The organism is Phaeobacter sp. CC-HEC084 (assembly GCF_059429255.1).
Map to the genome: position 1 here is coordinate 77,313 of NZ_JCAIJQ010000001.1, position 18,223 is coordinate 95,535.

The 18,223-nt window shown below is 57.7% G+C and carries 13 protein-coding genes and 1 pseudogene; 7 read left to right on the plus strand and 7 right to left on the minus strand.

Going from position 1 to position 18,223, the window contains the following annotated elements:
* Nucleotides 1-37: 37 nt before the first annotated feature.
* Nucleotides 38-1,234 (plus strand): hypothetical protein, encoded by a 1,197-nt coding sequence (locus AC5SSZ_RS00320; protein WP_274839033.1) that lies wholly within the window; start codon nucleotides 38-40, stop codon nucleotides 1,232-1,234.
* A gap of 15 nt (nucleotides 1,235-1,249) precedes the next feature.
* Complete coding sequence (locus AC5SSZ_RS00325; protein ID WP_274838586.1) at nucleotides 1,250-2,359, plus strand: hypothetical protein; 1,110 nt, start codon at nucleotides 1,250-1,252, stop codon at nucleotides 2,357-2,359.
* A 46-nt stretch (nucleotides 2,360-2,405) separates the two neighbouring features.
* On the opposite strand, the gene AC5SSZ_RS00330 is transcribed toward AC5SSZ_RS00325, so the two are convergent.
* The 3 genes and pseudogenes from AC5SSZ_RS00330 to AC5SSZ_RS00340 all read right to left on the minus strand — a co-directional run bounded on the left by AC5SSZ_RS00330 (nucleotide 2,406) and on the right by AC5SSZ_RS00340 (nucleotide 6,133).
* Complete coding sequence (locus tag AC5SSZ_RS00330) at nucleotides 2,406-2,711, minus strand: hypothetical protein (RefSeq protein WP_274839032.1); 306 nt, start codon at nucleotides 2,709-2,711, stop codon at nucleotides 2,406-2,408.
* Between the two features lie 66 nt (nucleotides 2,712-2,777).
* Nucleotides 2,778-3,107: pseudogene (locus tag AC5SSZ_RS00335) on the minus strand (sulfotransferase); the annotation flags it as partial.
* A gap of 302 nt (nucleotides 3,108-3,409) precedes the next feature.
* Nucleotides 3,410-6,133 (minus strand): non-ribosomal peptide synthetase, encoded by a 2,724-nt coding sequence (locus AC5SSZ_RS00340; RefSeq protein ID WP_274838583.1) that lies wholly within the window; start codon nucleotides 6,131-6,133, stop codon nucleotides 3,410-3,412.
* Nucleotides 6,134-6,289: 156 nt separating this feature from the next.
* On the opposite strand from AC5SSZ_RS00340, the gene AC5SSZ_RS00345 reads away from it, so the two are divergent.
* From AC5SSZ_RS00345 to glmS, 4 genes are all read left to right on the plus strand, one after another.
* Entirely contained in the window at nucleotides 6,290-7,207 is a 918-nt protein-coding gene (locus AC5SSZ_RS00345) for a sulfotransferase (RefSeq protein ID WP_274838582.1), read from the plus strand.
* 80 nt (nucleotides 7,208-7,287) lie between these two features.
* On the plus strand, nucleotides 7,288-8,460 hold the full coding sequence (gene glf / locus AC5SSZ_RS00350) for a UDP-galactopyranose mutase (protein ID WP_274838581.1): 1,173 nt from the start codon (nucleotides 7,288-7,290) through the stop codon (nucleotides 8,458-8,460).
* 69 nt (nucleotides 8,461-8,529) lie between these two features.
* Complete coding sequence (gene glmU / locus AC5SSZ_RS00355; protein ID WP_274838580.1) at nucleotides 8,530-9,876, plus strand: bifunctional UDP-N-acetylglucosamine diphosphorylase/glucosamine-1-phosphate N-acetyltransferase GlmU; 1,347 nt, start codon at nucleotides 8,530-8,532, stop codon at nucleotides 9,874-9,876.
* A gap of 18 nt (nucleotides 9,877-9,894) precedes the next feature.
* Nucleotides 9,895-11,712 (plus strand): glutamine--fructose-6-phosphate transaminase (isomerizing), encoded by a 1,818-nt coding sequence (gene glmS, locus AC5SSZ_RS00360; protein ID WP_274838579.1) that lies wholly within the window; start codon nucleotides 9,895-9,897, stop codon nucleotides 11,710-11,712.
* 145 nt (nucleotides 11,713-11,857) lie between these two features.
* Here the strand turns inward: glmS and AC5SSZ_RS00365 are convergent, their stop codons facing one another.
* From AC5SSZ_RS00365 to gmd, 3 genes are read right to left on the minus strand one after another with little or no spacing between them, the layout of a single operon-like run.
* Nucleotides 11,858-13,024, minus strand: coding sequence for a DegT/DnrJ/EryC1/StrS family aminotransferase (locus AC5SSZ_RS00365; protein ID WP_274838578.1), 1,167 nt, complete (start codon nucleotides 13,022-13,024; stop codon nucleotides 11,858-11,860).
* Nucleotides 13,021-13,956: a GDP-L-fucose synthase family protein gene (locus AC5SSZ_RS00370; protein WP_274838577.1), complete on the minus strand. Its 936-nt coding sequence runs from the start codon at nucleotides 13,954-13,956 to the stop codon at nucleotides 13,021-13,023. The genes AC5SSZ_RS00365 and AC5SSZ_RS00370 overlap by 4 nt, the downstream gene beginning before the upstream one ends.
* A gap of 4 nt (nucleotides 13,957-13,960) precedes the next feature.
* Nucleotides 13,961-15,079, minus strand: coding sequence for a GDP-mannose 4,6-dehydratase (gene gmd, locus AC5SSZ_RS00375; RefSeq protein WP_274836100.1), 1,119 nt, complete (start codon nucleotides 15,077-15,079; stop codon nucleotides 13,961-13,963).
* 240 nt (nucleotides 15,080-15,319) lie between these two features.
* Between gmd and AC5SSZ_RS00380 the strand changes: the two genes are divergently transcribed.
* Entirely contained in the window at nucleotides 15,320-16,330 is a 1,011-nt protein-coding gene (locus AC5SSZ_RS00380) for a hypothetical protein (protein WP_274839030.1), read from the plus strand.
* A 198-nt stretch (nucleotides 16,331-16,528) separates the two neighbouring features.
* On the opposite strand, the gene AC5SSZ_RS00385 is transcribed toward AC5SSZ_RS00380, so the two are convergent.
* Nucleotides 16,529-18,223: glycosyltransferase family protein (locus tag AC5SSZ_RS00385; protein WP_495436083.1), on the minus strand; the 1,695-nt coding region annotated here is incomplete at its 5' end.

Here is an 18,223-nt window from a genome sequence, read left to right on the forward strand (position 1 = left end):
TCGCCGCATCGCCCCGGGGCAGGGGGGGATTGCCGAGATGAAAGCCCCCCCTGCCAGTGGGATGTCTGGGACCCTGACGCCCACCGCTCAGGCGCCTCTCAAGGTGATCCTGTTCATCGGCCATCACAAGGTGGGATCGACATCGCTGCAGGACTACCTGTCGCGCAATGCCGCCGCCCTGTCGCGGGCGGGGATCCTTTATCCTTACGTGGATTTTGAAGGCATGGCGCATATGGCCGCGACGGCGGCCGGGCATGTGCAGCCCGAAGGGCCTCTGCCGATCAATGTGCGCGAGCCGCATAATGCGCTGGCCTTCCGGATGCTGGCGGCGCAGAAGAACGGCGTGGTGCCTGCCTATCACAAACGCCTGCCAGCCCTATCGCAGATGCTGCATGCCATCCGCCAGCAGGTCCGCTTTTCCCAGCCGCATACGGTGATCCTCGCGGCCGAGGTCTTTGCCAATTTCAATGCCGCCTCGCCGAAGCTGATCGAGCAGCTCACCGAGCAGTTTCCGGGAGCGGAGTTCACTGTCGTGGCGACCCTGCGCCGGATCGATGAATATCTGGCCTCCTGGCACGGACAGCGGCTGAAATTCGGTCACAAGCTGGAACCCCTGCGCGAGGATGGGGTCGACAGCTACGGCATGGGGATTCATTTCAATTATCGCCTGATGATCGAAGGCTGGCTGAAGGTGCTGCCCGAGGCCCGCGTTATCCTGCGCGATTATGCCGATGTTCGTGCGAATGGCGGGTCAGTGAATGATTTCATTACCCAGACGGGGCTAGAGCTGCCCAAGGGATTGGCCCCGGAGCGGCGCGAGAACGACTCTATTCACCGCGGAATTTATGAGATTATCCGCCGCGCCAATGTGGAGCTGCCCCAGCCTCAGGCGGCAGAGCTGCGCCACAGCCTGCGCACGCTTGCACCGAAATTGAACCTGCCGCCCAGTCATTCTGTGGAACTCTTCGGGGCGGAGAACCGCGCTCGGATGTTGGAACGGTTCCGCCCGATCGATACCTGGCTGGGCGAGGTGATGGGCCAGGAGGGCTTTTTTGACGATCTGGAAGCCGTTCTGGAGCCGGATCCGCTGCCGGAACTGGAGGCGGCCCGCATCGCACTGGAACAGATTGAGGCCCGTAAGGCCTGGCGTGAGAGCTGGCGTGAAGATGAGGCCGTAGAGACATTTTTGTCAGGGTTGGCTGGTGGGGGAACCACTCCGGACAAGACAGCGTAATGAGAAAGCCGTTTTATGGTCAAGGAACTGATTATTCACCTGGGGGACACGAAAACGGGCTCCACGACGCTGCAAGGCGTGTTGCGGTCCGGATCCTACACCCTGCCGGGCGTACAGCAGCTGTTGTACCCGGGGCGGCACCTTAATCACAACTACCTAGCCCAAGGGTTGTACCGGAAAGAGAAAAAAGCCGGAAACACGAGACGTTTCAGGAAACTGCATCAGGCGCTGGAGAGCAGTGATGCAGATTTTGCTGTGGTTTCGGCGGAGCATTTCCAGTTTGCCTCTCCGACGCACCTGCAACAGGTGATCCAGGAGACTCTCCCTGGGTATGAGCATAAAATCCGTCTGATCTCCTATGTTCGCCCCCATGCGGAAAAGCTGTTGTCCGCGTTTTCGGAACAGATAAAATTCGGGATGATAAAAGGTGAGCTTCGGGGGTTCTTCAACCGGATGTCCGCACGGGGTACGCTGGATTATACGCCCCGGTTCCTGGAATGGAGGAATACCTTTGGCGATCGCTTCGAGCTGCGCCCCTTTGTCCGCCAGGAGCTGTTCCGTGAAGATATTTCGGCCGACTTCTTTCACTTTCTCACGGGAGAAGAAGGTACGGAACTGCAGGGTAAGACAGTCGACAACCCGGCGCTGACCGTGGGACAGATCGCGCTTTTGCAGCATGTGCATCACGTGTTTCGGTCCGAGGCCACCAGGCAGGAGATCGACAGAAAGCTTATGCGGCGGGCTCTGACCGCATTGAGCCAGGCCGTGACGCAGGAAATCAAGAGAACAGGTATCGGTAAAGAGACTGGCCGCCTGCATATTCCGCGGAGCCTGATCGGAAAGGTCATCGACCGCTATCAGGAGGATGCGGCAGCACTGGACGCGAGCTTCTTCACGGGCACGCCAATGACGGAGGCCTTGCAGGCGGCGCCGCAAAAACTGAGCGGGAAGAAACAATCCTTCAGTGCTGCAGATTACTTTGACACAGAGACACTGCTGGGGGTCGAGGCTCTGTCCGGCGCGCTCTCTGCCTTGGCGCTGCATACCCCGGAGCAGTTTCAGAAGAAGATGAAAGCGGCTTACAGACAGAACGGAAACCGAGGGTCGACAGGGGGGCGAGGCTAACCTTCCTGCTGGATGCCCCTGCCGGGACGCCTAGCTTAGCCTTCTGTCAGGTGTCTGGCGGGCCGTAGTCCAGAGGGGACAAAAGCGGTCTTGCCTGATAGCCGCCTTTATCCCCGGGGGAGCTGCGCGGCACGATGCGTCCCTTGGACGTGATCTTCATCTTGTCCAGCGGGTAACCGAACTGGTGCATCAGCCGCCCCAGCCGTTTTTCCACCAGCCTGATCTGCTGGGCGGGAAGCGCGTGGCGAAATTTGGCGAAATTTGTGGTCATGAGAGGCTTGGCGACATTCTGACGTTGCCGGTTGCTACCTGCCAGGGTGGTGGCCTCCTCGGTGCTGTGAAAGTCTAGCATCTCCGGCTCGAATGATTGGTCGAGAAAGAGGCACAGGCGCCGTAGAACAGCTTCGGCATCAATCAGCAGGTCTTCGTAGCGATGCAGAAAGACGCGTTCAGGCCCAAGGACGCCAAGCGCATGCAGGCCGCCCAGCTGGTCTTCTTTCCAGATCCGCAGCGCGTTCTTGGTGGTTCCGAATTTGTTTTTTGTGCCCTCTCTCAGGGCTGCAGCCGAGGCAAAATAGTCGCGGGGATCACGCACCTGAAAAATAAATTTTGCATCCGGAAAACACTCCAGAATGAAAAACAGCAGCTTGTGCAGGTTGTTTTCCTTGATGAAGACCCGTTTGCCTGCGGCTGCAGGCGTGGCGTCGATATAGAGAAACCGGGCCAGGCGATGCGGATCGATCTGATCCTGAGCAGAGAGCCAGGCGGCGGCGGCCTGCGCTTCTTTCTTGTGCCGAGCAGTTTTTCCAGCCTTTTGGGGATCCTGTTACACATCCGCTGCCAGGCGACAGATTGGGTGCCACCGGCTAGGGTCTGGTGAAGATTAAGCAGGACATTCTGGCCAAAGTGAAACGGCGGCGGGGCATAAAACGCAGAATGGGCGCCCACGATACGGCTGATCAGGTTAGAGCCGGAACGTTCAGAGCAGATCAGGAAAACGGGGGGGTGTTGCATTTTTTTCTTTTCGTTGGGGCCGACGCAGGGAGCGGGTCAGCGAAATATGCGCCGGGCGATCTGGCGCGAGAAACTCTGTCGCCCGTGATAGTCATTCATATGGCTAATATTTTTAAAATCGGCCTGCTCAACCACGAAATCGGTGTCCAGCATGATGTCAATCCCGGTCTCGCGGACAGCCTGCTCCACCACGGCGCTGAAATGATTCTGGCCGCGGGCTCTTGCTGCGTTCAGGGCGCTTTGGCCCTCGGGGTGCTGGATGGGGTGGATCACTGCGGTGACGCGGTCGCTGACCTCCTGCAAAGCCCTGACGCCGCGGATCCAGGCAGCGACAGCCCTGTCGTCCATTTTTATCCCGCCCTCGAAAGCCTCGCAGATTTCCTTGGATCGCTTGCGTTCCCAGTTGGCTTGCGGGGCGACCTTCCCAGGGGTGTCCATCGGCGCGATGGCGCCGCCGGTGGCGGTGTCCCAGATGGTGTCTGCGTCATAGTATTTGCGCGGAACATCGCGAAACAGGCCAGCCTTGAAATCCTCCAGGATCTCGATGTCGCCTGCGGGGGGCATGATCGACAGCTGCATGATTTCCATTTCGATCACGGCATGGGCCAGACGACGCTCCTGGGCCTGCAGGGTGTCACGGATATATTCGCAGACTTCGGCGATGCCCTCGACGCTGAGCATAGCCATGCCAAGATTGGCAACTCGCACATCCTGCCCGGATGCGCAGGATTCGATGGTTTCCGGGCTGATCCCGCGCATGAAGCCGGAAGAGCCGACGCAGAGTACCAGCGGTTTTGGGGTGTCGGCGACGAACCCGGGGAATTTATCAAGCATATCCAGCGCCCGCATGGCGCGGTAGTGCAGGTTGCGTTTCAGTTCGGGGGCTTTCAGGCTGCCCGGGGCAGGAGGCTGAAAGCGGTCCGCTCCCTTCGGTGCCAGAGCGCGGCGTAGGAATGCCACCATCTGCCACAGGGACATTTGCGACAGCTCGGTTGCGGTCTCTTGGGTCAGCTCCAGTCCGAAATGCTTTTCCAGCCGCACGGTGAAATCGACGAACCCCATTGAATCCAGCCCGCCATCCATGAGGTTTTCGGCCTGTTCCAGTTCCTTGCGTGACAGGGCCGGGTTGATCTCCTGTGCAAACTGGATCAGCCGGTCATAGCGTTTCATCTTCTGTTTGGGGGCGGATTGCTGGTTCTGTTTCTCGAGACGCTTTAGAACGCGCTGGCCAATGGCGCCGCGGTCGACCTTGCCGCTGGCGTTCTTGGGGAATTGCGGCATGACCAGAACTCGGGTGGGGGTCATGTAGTCGGGCAGGTGCCCCTTGATGGCCGTGCGGATTTGGTGGCCGGGGCCGTCCCAGCCCTCGACCACGCCGACCAGCGATGTGGGGGTCGGGGATTTTAGCGGCATCGGCACCACCACGGCGTTGCAGCCGGCGGCGGTGGCGCGTAGCAGGGACTCGATTTCGCCCAGTTCTACCCGGTACCCGCGGATCTTGATCTGATTGTCGATGCGATCAATGAACTGAAGAGTGCCATCGGCCCCCACATCGACCCGGTCGCCGGTGCGGTAATGCACCCTGTCCTTGCCCGCGGGCCGGACAAAGGCCGCGGCGGTTTTTTCAGCATCTGCCACATAGCCATCAGCCACCTGCGGGCCAGTCACCAGCAATTCACCGCTTTCGCCGACACTGGCGGGGGTGCCGTCCTCTTTCAGCACGAGGGTTTCCATGCCTGGCAGGGGGGTGCCGATCGGGACCAGGTTGAAACGGCCGCGAATTCTGTCAGGGTCGGCGGGCAGCACATAGCGGGTGCAGGCGATGGTGGCCTCGGTCGGGCCGTACCAGTTTTCCACCCGGTGGCCGGTGGCCCGGGCCCAGTCCTGCGCCAGATCGACGGGAAGGGCCTCACCGCAGAACAGGGACAAGCGCAGCTGATCCAGGGCGCCGGGGGTCAGCGCGCCCTGCTGGCGCATCTTCTGGCCAAGGCTCGGCACCGAGAACCAGCAGGTGATACCCTGACGGCGGACATAGTCGGCCGGGACCTCCAGATCCGCAGCCGAGGGCACGATCAGATGCGCGCCAGCCCGCCAGCAGACAAACATGTCATGGGCGCTCAGATCGAAGGTCAAGTCGAAGTTCTGCGACAGCCGGTCGACAGGGCCGTAATCGGCGACCTGGAAGGTGGCATCAAGATAAGCACCGAGGTTGCTGTGCCGGATCGCTACCCCCTTGGGCTGGCCGGTGCTGCCTGAGGTGAACAGCACATAGGCGTAGGGGTTGTCATGGATCCGCGCAGGCGGCGTACGCTCTTGGGGCAGGGCGCTGAGATCAATCTGCTGCGGCAGCGGCCCGTCGGCAGGCACGGCCAGGATGTCTTCTACGGCTGCGGCATCCTGCGCTTCATAAAGCACCGCCGAGGCGCCGGAGCGCTCCAGGATATAGCGGTTGCGTTCAGGCGGGAACTTCGGGTTCAGCGGCACATAGGCATGGCCACGCATCAGCGCCCCCAGCACAGCGGCATAGATATCCGCACCGCGGCTGGCGTAGATCGCGGTGACTGGTTGTGTCTGTGCCGTTTCGGTGTCTGCAATGGCGGCTGCAATAGTCTGAACCCGGGCGTTGAGGGCCGCGTAGCTGAGCGTTTTACCACCTGCGCTGAGGGCGGGCTGATCTGCGTAATGCAGGGCTGAAGCCCGGAAGTCGTCAGCCGCCTGCCATGTCCCATGAACTTGAGAACGCGGTTCAAGGTTTGCCATATTCGAAGAGTCCGCCAGCTGAAATTATCATTGAGCTTGTCCCAAAAACGCAGTCGTGAAACAAGGTGTAAATTATTGAGCCAGCCGCCACCGAGGCTTTTGCGGCTGGGGCAGGCGTGCAGGGAAAACACGATCCAGAATAGGACATATAAGCGGATGTCGATCAAAGTGCTTTATATTGCGGGAGCGGGACGATCGGGGTCGACGTTTTTGTCTCTGATGCTGTCCCAGCATGCGCAGACCTATAACATTGGCCAGATCCGCGACCTGCCTGAGGCCCGCAGGAGTGCGGCGCCCTGCAGTTGCCGCAGATCGGTGCCGGATTGTGCGTATTGGGGACCGGTGATCGCCCGGCTCGAGGCAGCCCATGGCCCGGATGCGCTGCAGGCGCTGCAGGCAGGAATGGCGGCGTTCGGTACGGCCTCCGGGGAGGCCCCCAACTGGCATGAGCCGCAGGTACGCGACAAACTGGCGCGGGAGAATGCAGAGTTTCTGACCCTGTTCGGTGATCTTTATGCGGCGGCGGCGGAGCAGGCAGGTGGGCGGATGCTCATCGACAGTTCGAAATCGGTGGACCTGTGTCTGGCGCTGAGCCTGTTGCCGCAGGTCGATCTGCATATCCTTAATCTGGTGCGCGATCCGCGCGCGGTGGCGGTCAGCTGGGCTAAGGTGCTGAAACGTCCGAAGGTGCTGCGAGGACGGACCCGCAACTGGGCGGGCCGTCAACGCCGTCTGAAACGGCTTGAGGTGCTGAACCCGGCGAAATTCATGCTGCTGCGCTATGAGGATCTCACGGTGGATCCGCAGCATTGGATGGGACGGATTCAGGACTGGGCCGGGGTGCCGCGGGATCTGACCCTGTTCACCGGCACCGATACTGCGGATATTTCCTGGGAGGAGGCGCATCTCTTCCCGCCGGCCAATGCCACGGTTCTGAAAGAACGCAAGTCCGAGATCGAGATCCGTCCGGCCGAAAGCTGGAAGCAGGCCAAGAATGCCGATCTTCATGCCATGGCCGAAGAGGTGACCTTTCCCTTTGCGGAAACCCTTGGCTATAGCAGGGGACTTGGCTGAGGCGCGGTGCGGACGGGCTGTCTTCCCTGTTTTACGGTGACAGGGTATCCCCTTAGAAATTTGAAGCAGGAGGCAAGGTTATGTCAGCAGGAAAACTCCTTATGGTGGGCGCGGGCCTATCGGGTGCAGTGATCGGGCGGCATCTGGCCGAGGCGGGCTATGACATCACCGTGGTGGATGCGCGCGATCATGTCGGGGGCAACTGCCATACCGAGCGCGACGCGGACACTGGTGTCATGGTGCATATCTACGGGCCACATATCTTCCACACCGACGATGCCGAGGTCTGGGACTATGTGAATTCTTTCGAGACCTTCCTGCCTTACAAGAACCGGGTGAAGACCACTTCGGTCGATCCCAAGGGCCAGCGCGGCGTCTTTTCGCTGCCGGTGAACCTGCACACCATCAACCAGTTCTTCGGCAAGACCCTGCGCCCGGAAGAGGCACACGCCTTCATCACCGAGGAACAGGCCGATACTTCGATCAGTGATCCCCAGACCTTTGAAGAGCAGGCGATGCGCTTTGTCGGCAAGGACCTTTATGAGGCCTTCTTCAAGGGCTACACCATCAAGCAATGGGGGGTGCAGCCCTCTGAGCTGCCAGCCTCGATCCTGAAACGCCTGCCGGTGCGCTTCAACTACGACGACAATTATTTCTTCCACAAATTCCAGGGTATGCCGGAAAACGGCTATACCTCGATGATCGAGAAGATCCTCGACCACCCAAGCATCACCGTGAAGCTGTCGACCACATTCACCCGTGAGATGGCTGCGGAATATGACCACGTGTTCTATTCCGGACCGCTGGATGGGTATTTCGACTATGAACTGGGCCACCTCGGCTATCGCACGCTAGATTTCGAACGTTTCACTCATGAGGGCGATTACCAGGGCTGCGCGGTGATGAACTATGGCGAGGAAGCGGTGCCCTATACCCGCATCACCGAGCACAAGCATTTCTCGCCCTGGGAAGAGCACGAGGGATCGGTGCTGTATCGCGAATATTCCCGCAGCGCCGAGCCGGGCGATATCCCCTATTACCCGATCCGCCAGGTGAAGGAAAAAGCCCTCTTGGCCGATTACGTGAAACTGGCCGAACAGACCGAGGGCGTCACCTTCGTGGGGCGTCTTGGCACCTATCGCTATCTCGACATGGATGTGACCATCCGCGAGGCGCTGGACACCGCGCGCGGCTTCCTTGAGGCCGCCGAGGCGGGCAAGGCAGCTCCGGCCTTTGCTGTAGCACCGCTGTAGAGGTTCTCAGGCAGATTTGCCACGATTGAGCGATCCACATTTCCTTCAGACTTAATATCAGGGTTTATTATGGCACTGGCGATTGTTGTTTTGGCTGCCGGTCGTGGAACGCGGATGGTCTCAGCACAGCCTAAAGTTCTGCACCCGATTGCAGGTCTTCCAATGCTGTTCCATGCGATGCGGGCAGCGTCTTCTCTGGGGCCTGAGCAGTTCATTGTTGTTGCGGGCTTTGGCGCACAGCAAACGGCTGATGCTGTGCAGGCGCATGCTCCTTATGCCAAAATTGTTATTCAGGACGAACAGCTTGGAACAGCCCATGCGGTCGATCAGGCACGTGGACTGCTGGTAGATTTTGATGGCGATGTTATTGTTTTGTTCGGGGATACCCCGTTCATCCGCCCGCATACGCTGGAGGCGATGCTGAAGGCGCGCCGTGCGGGGGCGGATTTTGTCGCCTTGGGGTTCGAACCTGAAGATCCGGGGCGCTATGGTCGTCTGGTCGTGGAAGATGGGCGTTTGCGCCGGATTGTTGAAGCCAAAGACGCGACGGCTGAAGAGCTGAAAATCGGGCTATGCAATTCTGGGGTGGTCTGTGCGGACAGGAAAAACTTGTTTGAGCTGATCAGTCAAATTGGGTGCCATAATGCAGCTCAAGAATATTACCTTACAGATGTCGTGGAAAAAGCCAATGATGCGGGGCTTATTTGCTCGGTTGTGACCTGTGCGGAGGAAGAAACGCTTGGCATTAATTCACGGGCAGAGCTGGCGCGAGCTGAAGCGATTTTTCAGAACTGGGCGCGCCAGGCTGCAATGGCTGAAGGTGTGACATTGGTTGCGCCGGAAACTGTTTTTTTTGCGCCTGACACGCGGATGGCCCGGGATGTTCTGGTGGAGCCGCATGTGGTGTTCGGACCTGGGGTTCGATTGGATGAAGGTGCGGTGGTGCGCGCCTTTTCGCACCTAGAGGGATGTCGGATCCGTCGGGGGGCCGTGATTGGTCCTTATGCCCGTATCCGGCCTGGCAGCTCCATTGGTGAGGGGGCCAAGGTTGGTAATTTTGTGGAAACTAAGAACACCACGTTTGAGGCGGGTGCCAAGGCCAATCACCTGAGTTATCTGGGGGATGCGCATATTGGCGCTGCAGCCAATATCGGAGCGGGTACGATTACGTGCAATTATGATGGGGTGATGAAGCACCAAACCGAGGTGGGGGCGGGGGCCTTCATCGGAAGTAACAGTGCCTTGGTGGCGCCGGTGTCCGTTGGAGCCGGGGCCATTGTGGCAGCGGGGTCCGTGATTACTCATGAGGTGCCAAGCGATGCGCTGGCTCTGTCGCGGGCGGATCAGAACAATAAGGCAGGCGGCGCACACCGATTACGGCAGCGCCAGAGAAACCGAAAGACTGCAGCGAAATAATGCAAGGGACTACATAGCATGTGTGGAATCGTTGGCGTCTTGAGCCAGCATCAGGCAGCCCCTGTTTTGATCGAAGGATTGAAACGGCTGGAGTATCGTGGCTATGACAGCGCGGGTATCGCAACCTTGAATGGAGGTTGCTTGGACCGCCGTAGGGCAGTCGGAAAGCTGGCCAACTTGAGTGATCTGCTGGTGCATGAGCCTCTGGCCGGTACTGCTGGCATTGGTCATACGCGTTGGGCCACCCATGGTGGGCCGTCCTTGAAAAACGCCCACCCCCATGCCCGGGACCGGGTTGCGGTTGTCCATAACGGTATCATCGAAAATTATCGTGAGCTACGTGCTTTTCTGGCGGAGCATGGGCTGAAGGCGGAAACCGAGACCGATACCGAAACCCTGGCGATGCTGTGCGCGTATTATCTGCAGCAGGGACTGGAGCCAGTGGCAGCTGCCCGTATGACCATCTCTCGACTGGAAGGGGCTTATGCGCTGTGTTTCCTTTTTGAAGGGGAAGAGGACCTGATTGTCGCCGCCCGCCAGGGCAGCCCGCTGGCGATCGGCTGGGGCACAGGCGAGATGTTCATCGGGTCAGATGCATTGGCGCTGGCACCGATGACCTCGCAAGTCACGTATCTGGAAGAGGGTGACATGGCAGTGGTAACCCGGGCAGGCTGTGACATTGAAGATGCCGAAGGTACTCCGGTAGACCGTGCCCGGAGCGAAATTGGGCAATCGGTTGCCGCTGTGGGAAAGGATGGCCATCGCCATTTCATGTCCAAAGAAATTGCGGAGCAGCCTGGGGTTCTGGGCGCAGCTCTCCAGTACTATCTGGACGGTGGTGATGGGCAACGGGCTTTGGAGCAGATTGACTTCAGCCGTTTTGATCGGGTTGTGATGGTGGCTTGCGGGACTGCTTCTCTGGCTTGCCTGACTGCAAAATATTGGTTCGAGCAAATCGCCAACCTACCGGTCGAGGTCGATATCGCCTCAGAATTCCGTTACCGCGAACCGCCGGTGTCAGAGCGAACCCTAGCATTGTTTGTATCGCAGTCAGGGGAGACTGCCGACACATTGGCGGCGCTGCGTTACTGCGCGGGAAAGGCCGGTATGATCCTGTCTGTCGTTAACGTACCCGAAAGCTCAATCGCGCGCGAAAGTGGCGTGGCGCTGCCGATCATGGCGGGGCCGGAAATTGGTGTGGCCTCTACCAAGGCCTTTACCTGCCAGTTGGCGGTGCTAGCTGCTCTGGCGTTGGAAGTGGCACGTCAGACCGAGACGCAGCCGACAGGGCTGCTGCAGGACTATAAAGCGCAACTGCGCCATATGCCCAGCCAGGTCGCGGAGGCGCTGACCTGTGAGGCAGAGGTGCGTGGTGTGGCCGCGCAGCTAGCTCGGTTCAGCCACGCTCTGTTCCTTGGTCGCGGCACGCTTTATCCGTTGGCGCTGGAGGGAGCTCTGAAGTTGAAGGAAATCAGCTATATTCATGCTGAGGGCTATGCCAGCGGCGAGCTGAAGCATGGTCCTATCGCACTGATTGACGAGGAAATGCCGGTTGTGGTGCTGGCGCCGCATGATCAGCTTTTCGACAAGACGGTTTCCAACATGCAGGAAGTGATGGCGCGCAGCGGCAGGATTGTAATGGTGAGTGATGCCAAAGGGGTGAAAGAGGCTGGAGAGGGCATCTGGCAGAAAATCTGCATGGCACCGGTTCAGGGGCCTTTCGCAGCTATCGCCTATGCGGTGCCGCTGCAGCTTTTAGCCTACCATACTGCAGTTGAGAAAGGCACCGATGTGGACCAACCACGCAACTTGGCGAAATCGGTGACGGTGGAGTAGAAGAAGCTGACACAGCCTTCTTCCATTATATTGGAATTGGAGCTTGTGTCTAAAGCGGAGAGTCTCAACTGAATGCCGCGAGTTGGGCGCACCAGTTTAAGGTGTGACCGCAACGCGTCTGACATATACTATCTGCCGCCGCGGATCAGAGCGCCGCCAGGGCCGCTACCGCCTCGGGGAGGGGGTAGTGATGATTGCCGACAAACAGCCCGTTTGCATCAATGTAATCGGCATTCGTCAGCGCACCGTGAATGTCATAGTCGAAATATTTCATCACTTCGTTCTTGGCGAAATTACCGGCCACGATGGGGCGGCATTCGAACCCGGCAGCCGCCAGCTGTTTCACCAGATCGGCGCGCATCAGCCCCGCCTCTTCGCGGATCACCAGCGAGAAACCGAACCAGCTCGATTTGCCGATCTCGCGCTGGATCATGAACTTGGGATGATCGGCGAGTTTTTCCTGCACCAGCGCCCCATTGGCGCGGCGCCCTTCGATCAGGCCCGGCAGTTTCTTCAGCTGCTCCTGCCCCAGCGCGCCGGACATCTCCAGCGGGCGCAGATTGTAGCCCGGCAGCACGAAGCGGAAGCTTTCCTCGAAAGGATCATCCGACTTCTCACCGGTGACATGGTTGAATTTCGGCAGGTTGCGGGTCCAGCCATGGGCGCGCAAGCTCAGCATGACGTGGTAGAGTTCCTCGTCATCGGTGACCACCATGCCGCCTTCCATGGTGGAGATATGGTGCGAGAAGAACGACGAATAGCTGCCCATGACGCCGAAGGTGCCGGCTTCCTTGCCGCCATAGGTGGCGCCCATGGATTCGCAATTGTCCTCGATCATGACGATCTTGCGGTCCCCGATCAGCGCCTGGATGGCGTCGAAATCATTGGGGTTGCCTAAGAGATTCACCACCATGATGGCGCGGGTCTTGTCCGTAATGGCCGCCTCCAGCGCCGCCAGATCGTAATTCAGCGTCTCGCGGTCGATATCGACGAATTTCATCCTGAGGCCATATTGGCCCAGGGGGTAATAGGTGGTGGACCAGCTGACCGCCGGGACGATGATCTCATCGCCGCGTTCCAGCTTCAGATCCGGGTTCTTGGTGAAACAGAGCGCCGCGGTCATCAACAGGTTCGCCGAAGAACCGGAGTTGACCATGACGGCAAACTTGCTGCCGAACTGGGCGGCGAACTGCTCTTCATAGGCGCGCACCTCGGGGCCCATCGAGAACATGTCCGAGGCGATCACGCGCTGCAGCGCATCCTGTTCCGCCTGATCCCAGGAGGAGGTGGCAAGAGGGTATGTGAAGGTCATGCGTGTCCGCTTTCCAGATAATAGCGATAGGTCTGCGCGATCCCATCGCGCAAGGAGGTCGGCGCCTGCCAGCCCCAGGCGGTCTGGCGCTCGGTCGAGCAGAGCTTCTGCTTCATGCCCACGGGTTTGCTCAGATCATGGGTGAAGGAGCCCTGCCAGCCGATCACATCGGCCACGGTGGCGTAATAATCGTTGATCGAATGATCGTGGCCAAGGCCGATGTTCATCGCACCGGGGAGCGTCTCAAGGTCCTCTGCCGCCTTCCAGATGGCATCGGCCAGATCGGCGGCGAACATGAATTCGCGCCGCGCGGTGCCATCGCCCCAGATCTCGACTTCGGTCTCCCCCGTCTTCATGGCCTGATGCACCTTGTGGATGATGGCTGGCAGCAGATGCGAATGTTTCGGGTCGAACTTGTCGTAAGCGCCATAAAGGTTGCAGGGGATCAGCGTCTTGTAGAGCGCGCCGGGGTTCTCCTGACGGATGTAATCGCACAGGCGCATGGCCATGATCTTGGCCAGGGCATAGCCTTCGTTGGTGGGCTCCAGCGCGCCGGTGAGGATGCTCTCCTCGCGCAGCGGATTTTCCCCTTCGCGCGGATACATGCAGGTGGAGGCAAGATTGATCAGCCGGGTCACACCCGCGGCCCGCGCCCCCATGATGACATTGCGCCCCATGGCGAGGTTTTCATCGAGAAAGGCCACCGGATTGGCCATATTGGCCTGGATGCCACCGACTCGGCCCGCCGCATGGATCACCAGATCGGGTTTATGCGCCTCCAGATAGGCCTCCACGGCACCCGCATCCGTCAGGTCCAGATCGCGGCTGCGCGGCGCCAGGATCTCCCAACCGGCCGCTGCCGCGTGATCCAGAACATTGCGCCCCACCATGCCGCCGCCGCCGGTGAGGAACAGACGTGGTTTAGCACTCATACCCTCAGTCCTCGCGCGCCACCGGCGTGTCATAGCCGTGCTCCATCAGCACGCGGGAGCGCTGCGCCACCTTCAGATCCTCACGGACCATTTCGGCGCACATTTCCTGCACGGTGATCTCGGGCGTCCAGCCCAGTTTCGCCTTGGCCTTGGCCGGATCGCCCAGCAGGGTCTCCACCTCGGCGGGGCGGAAATAGCGTGGATCGATGCGCAGGATCACGTCACCCACCTTCAGCGCCGGGGCCTTGTCGCCTTCGATGGCCGCCACGGTGGCGACCTCATCGGTGCCCTCCCCGGTGAAGGCCAGGGTGACGCCCAGCTCGGCGGCGCTCCATTCAATGAACTGGCGCACCGAATACTGCACGCCGGTGGCAATGACGAAATCTTCCGGCGCGTCCTGCTGCAGCATCATCCACTGCATGCGCACGTAATCCTTGGCGTGACCCCAGTCGCGCAGCGCATCGATATTGCCCATGTAAAGGCAATCCTCGAGACCTTGCGCGATATTGGCCAGACCGCGGGTGATCTTGCGGGTGACGAAGGTCTCGCCGCGGCGCGGGCTCTCGTGATTGAACAGGATGCCGTTGCAGGCATACATGTCATAGGCCTCGCGGTAGTTCACCGTGATCCAATAGGCGTACATCTTGGCCACCGCATAAGGGCTGCGCGGGTGGAAGGGCGTGGTCTCGGTCTGCGGCACCTCTTGCACCAGACCATAGAGTTCCGAGGTCGAGGCCTGATAAAACCGGGTCTTTTTTTCCAGCCCCAGGAACCGGATCGCCTCCAAGAGGCGCAGGGTGCCCATGGCATCCACATCGGCGGTATATTCCGGCGCCTCGAAGGAGACCGCGACATGGCTCTGCGCGCCGAGGTTATAGACCTCATCGGGCTGCACCTCGGACAGGATCCGCGTCAGGTTGGAACTGTCGGTGAGATCGCCGTAATGCAGTTTGAAACGGGCATTGTCGGTATGGGGGTCCTCAAAGATATGATCCACCCGCTGCGTGTTGAAGGAGGAGGCACGGCGTTTGATCCCATGCACCTCATAGCCCTTCTCCAGCAAAAACTCCGCCAGATAGGAGCCATCCTGCCCCGTCACCCCGGTGATAAGCGCTTTTTTCATACCTAGCTTTACCCATTCATTCCTGCCCCAATGCGTGCTCAGGGATAGGGAAGATCAAAGAGCATGTGAAGGGTAAGAATGCTCTCTATAGACGTTACTGGAGGCTGGTGACGTGCCGCAATCTAAACCACCTGCGCAATCCTCTTCTCTACGAGGGCGAACCTTGCGGAAAAATCTGGATTAACCAAAGCGTCTATGATTGTTTGCGCAGAAATCAATGATGTAAATGGATCAATGCGCATGCAGGATGACACAGCAACAACCAGCCAGGCGACCGATGTTGCTCGAAACCCTAGTCCGTTGCGGTTTATCTGCTCGGAGGACAAAGAGGTTTCACGCCTGAAGGCATTATCGAACGCCGCATTTTTCGGCGTTGAAGCATTAATTTACCCATCTTTGGAAGGTGCGCTGGCTGAACATGGGGATAGTCTAATCATCGTACCTACTGAGACGCCGAGCCAAAACCTCGCGCGGCGGCTGGTTGGTACTGCAGATCACGGCAAAGCACTACAGGACTGGATTGAAGAAGCAGAAGCCTTCTTGCAGACCTATCGCAAGGTTCGGCGCCAGGTGCGTGTCATGGCAAAAGCGCCTCTTCTGAAGGGGGACACAGACAGTTGGCAAGCCGTAGCGAATCAACTCAACATCCCGCTGTCCCCTTTGCCGACAGAAATTTTGGAAACAAAAGAGACTGAACCTTGTGCTTTGAGCCATCTGGTCAGCCTGCATCTTCTACAAATCACGCCTAAAGCCCAGGCTCTTGCGACGGAAATTGAGGCCATGATCTGCGGTCCTTGTCCATCCTTTGAAAAGAGCTCTGAACTTGTGACGCTTGTCTTGGCGGAACGGAAAGCTGCTGAAACAGAGGTAACCGAGCTCCAAAACCGGCTGGAGACACTTGAAACCCAACGGGAGCAAGCCGTTTCGAAAAACGAATTGCTGGAAGAAAGCGTGTCCTCGCTGCTGCGTGACATCGAAACGCAATCGGTCCGTCAGAAGACACTCGCAAGAGAGCTGAAGTCGATGAGTGACCTTGAGGCCAGGCTCTCTCGAAGTGCCGAGGAGTTGCTTCGAGCGCAACAGAGCATTGCGAATAAAGACGAGGCCCTCAGGTTGGCACAGGAAAAAGAAGCCGCCCTAGAACGCCGTGTTGCAGAGCAGTCCGAAAATTTGCACGCTCTTTACACCTCCAATTCTTGGAAAATCACGGGGCCAATCCGAAAAATATCCCTGTTCCTGCGGCGCCGCTAGAATACGTTTCCGTTTGTTAAATTCAGGCTGACCTGCCCCGTGCTGGCCTCCTCTCATACGAGGGGCCAAGGGATAATTTTGACGGGTGACTGCCTCGGGTTTGGCAAGCGCGGCGGTCTTAGATGGCTCAGCGCGCTTGCTTGGGCATTCTGTCACCCAATGAGGTTCTTGAGGTCAGGGGGCGTTATTTGTAGCGCCTCAGCACTCGCTTGTGTTCGCTATTTCTCTGCGGGCCCAGTTCAGAACCCTGTGCAAATACGCTGCCTCCGGGTTATCTTCCGATAGTAATTGCGCGGTCCGGGCGCTCAGGTCACCACCGACCTCCACCCGCGGCAGCATTGCTGCGGGGGCGATTAGTAGGCGACTGGCGAGGAGGGGTACACTCGCCGAGGACAAATTTCCAATTGCACTTTTTGCGCGGTTTTGTGTGTTTTTCGGGCGCTCGGGTTTGTTTGGAAAATTGAGATTTTTGTCTTTTTCATGTTTTTTTCTAATTTCATCCATTTTACTATTCGAGGAGTTGACATCGTCAAATAGCTGTCTTCCGTGTTTGACTGCGTGGCAAAGGGCTCCTGTCTCCAGGTCAATAGCCCTCAAGTTTCTGTAAAACTTATCAAATGTTTCGTTTTGGATGTTGTTGTCGATGGATAATTTTATGCACTTTGTAATGTTATTAGAGGAGCTACTTCTTGAATCGCCTGCGTGTAAGTCAAGAAAGTGTTGCCCATTGTCTGTTGCTGCCAAAACCCACTTTTCCCAAGATTGCAATTCATTTTTCAATGCAGACTCGTTTTTAGCAATAACGTATGCGCCCATAGGATCAGACGTAAATTTGTCTACTTCCTCCCCGTGAGGGTTGAAATAGATAACGCCACGTTTGAATGCTAAAGCTTCCAATATTCCCGAGGCAAACCTTTGTATCGTAAGATGGCAATCTGAAAGTGCATCGTAAAAATTTGAGTTGGATAGATATTCGTCTCCAACAGTTCCACTATCAGCCGGATGCCTGCTGAGTACTGGCTCCATTCCAAGATCTATACAGCATCTAATCGCTGAGCGAACCCACTCGTCTCGGCTATCTTCTTGCACGCCGTATGAGAAGTTTGAGTTTATTAGCACTCTAACCTTTGAAGTAGCAGGTAAAGGTGGAGAGGAATGTCTCATGCTTTCTATTCTAGGGATGCCAACGGAAAAAAGATTCTGTTCTGATTGGGAGAAGTATTTTTTATCAAAGTCTCCTGGGAGTAGAATGGTGTCAGCTGTTCGGTATGCTTCTCTTATGCGTCCAGTATCTGCATCATTATAGTCCTGAATACCTTCAACGATAGCCATTGTTGGAATGCCTGCGTTTTTCGCGGCTACAATTATTGGGCGGGTTACATGATCCCAATCGTTGAAAGAAACTATTAGTTTTGGATGGTATTCTGATATAATAAACTCACCCAGTCCAATAAGTTCTATATTGAACTTCTTGGCTGCTTCCCTTACGCCTGCATTTCTCCATTGTCCGGAAATGTCCACCACTTTGCAGCGAATTCCATGACTCTTTAATTCATTAAAAAATAGGGATATAGTCCAAACATGATAATCTTTGTGCGGGAATATTGCTACGTCCACACAGTTCTTTCCTTGGTCATTCCAGATAGCATTAGACTCATTGGAGTCTGGCCCGAACGGGGATGCTTCATTGATTTTCGTTTCTTCTGGGGCTGAGACTACTGCACATTCTCCTGCCAGAGATGCAATAAAGTTAATTGCTGAAAATTTGTCTGTTTCTTCAACTTTCCCCTTTGCTCTTATTATGCCAGATAAAATCTTTGATTTTATTTCTTCTTCGTGCGGGAAAATCTCTGTAAGGTTCGGTAGCTCTCTTGTGGCGATTTTAAGCGCTTC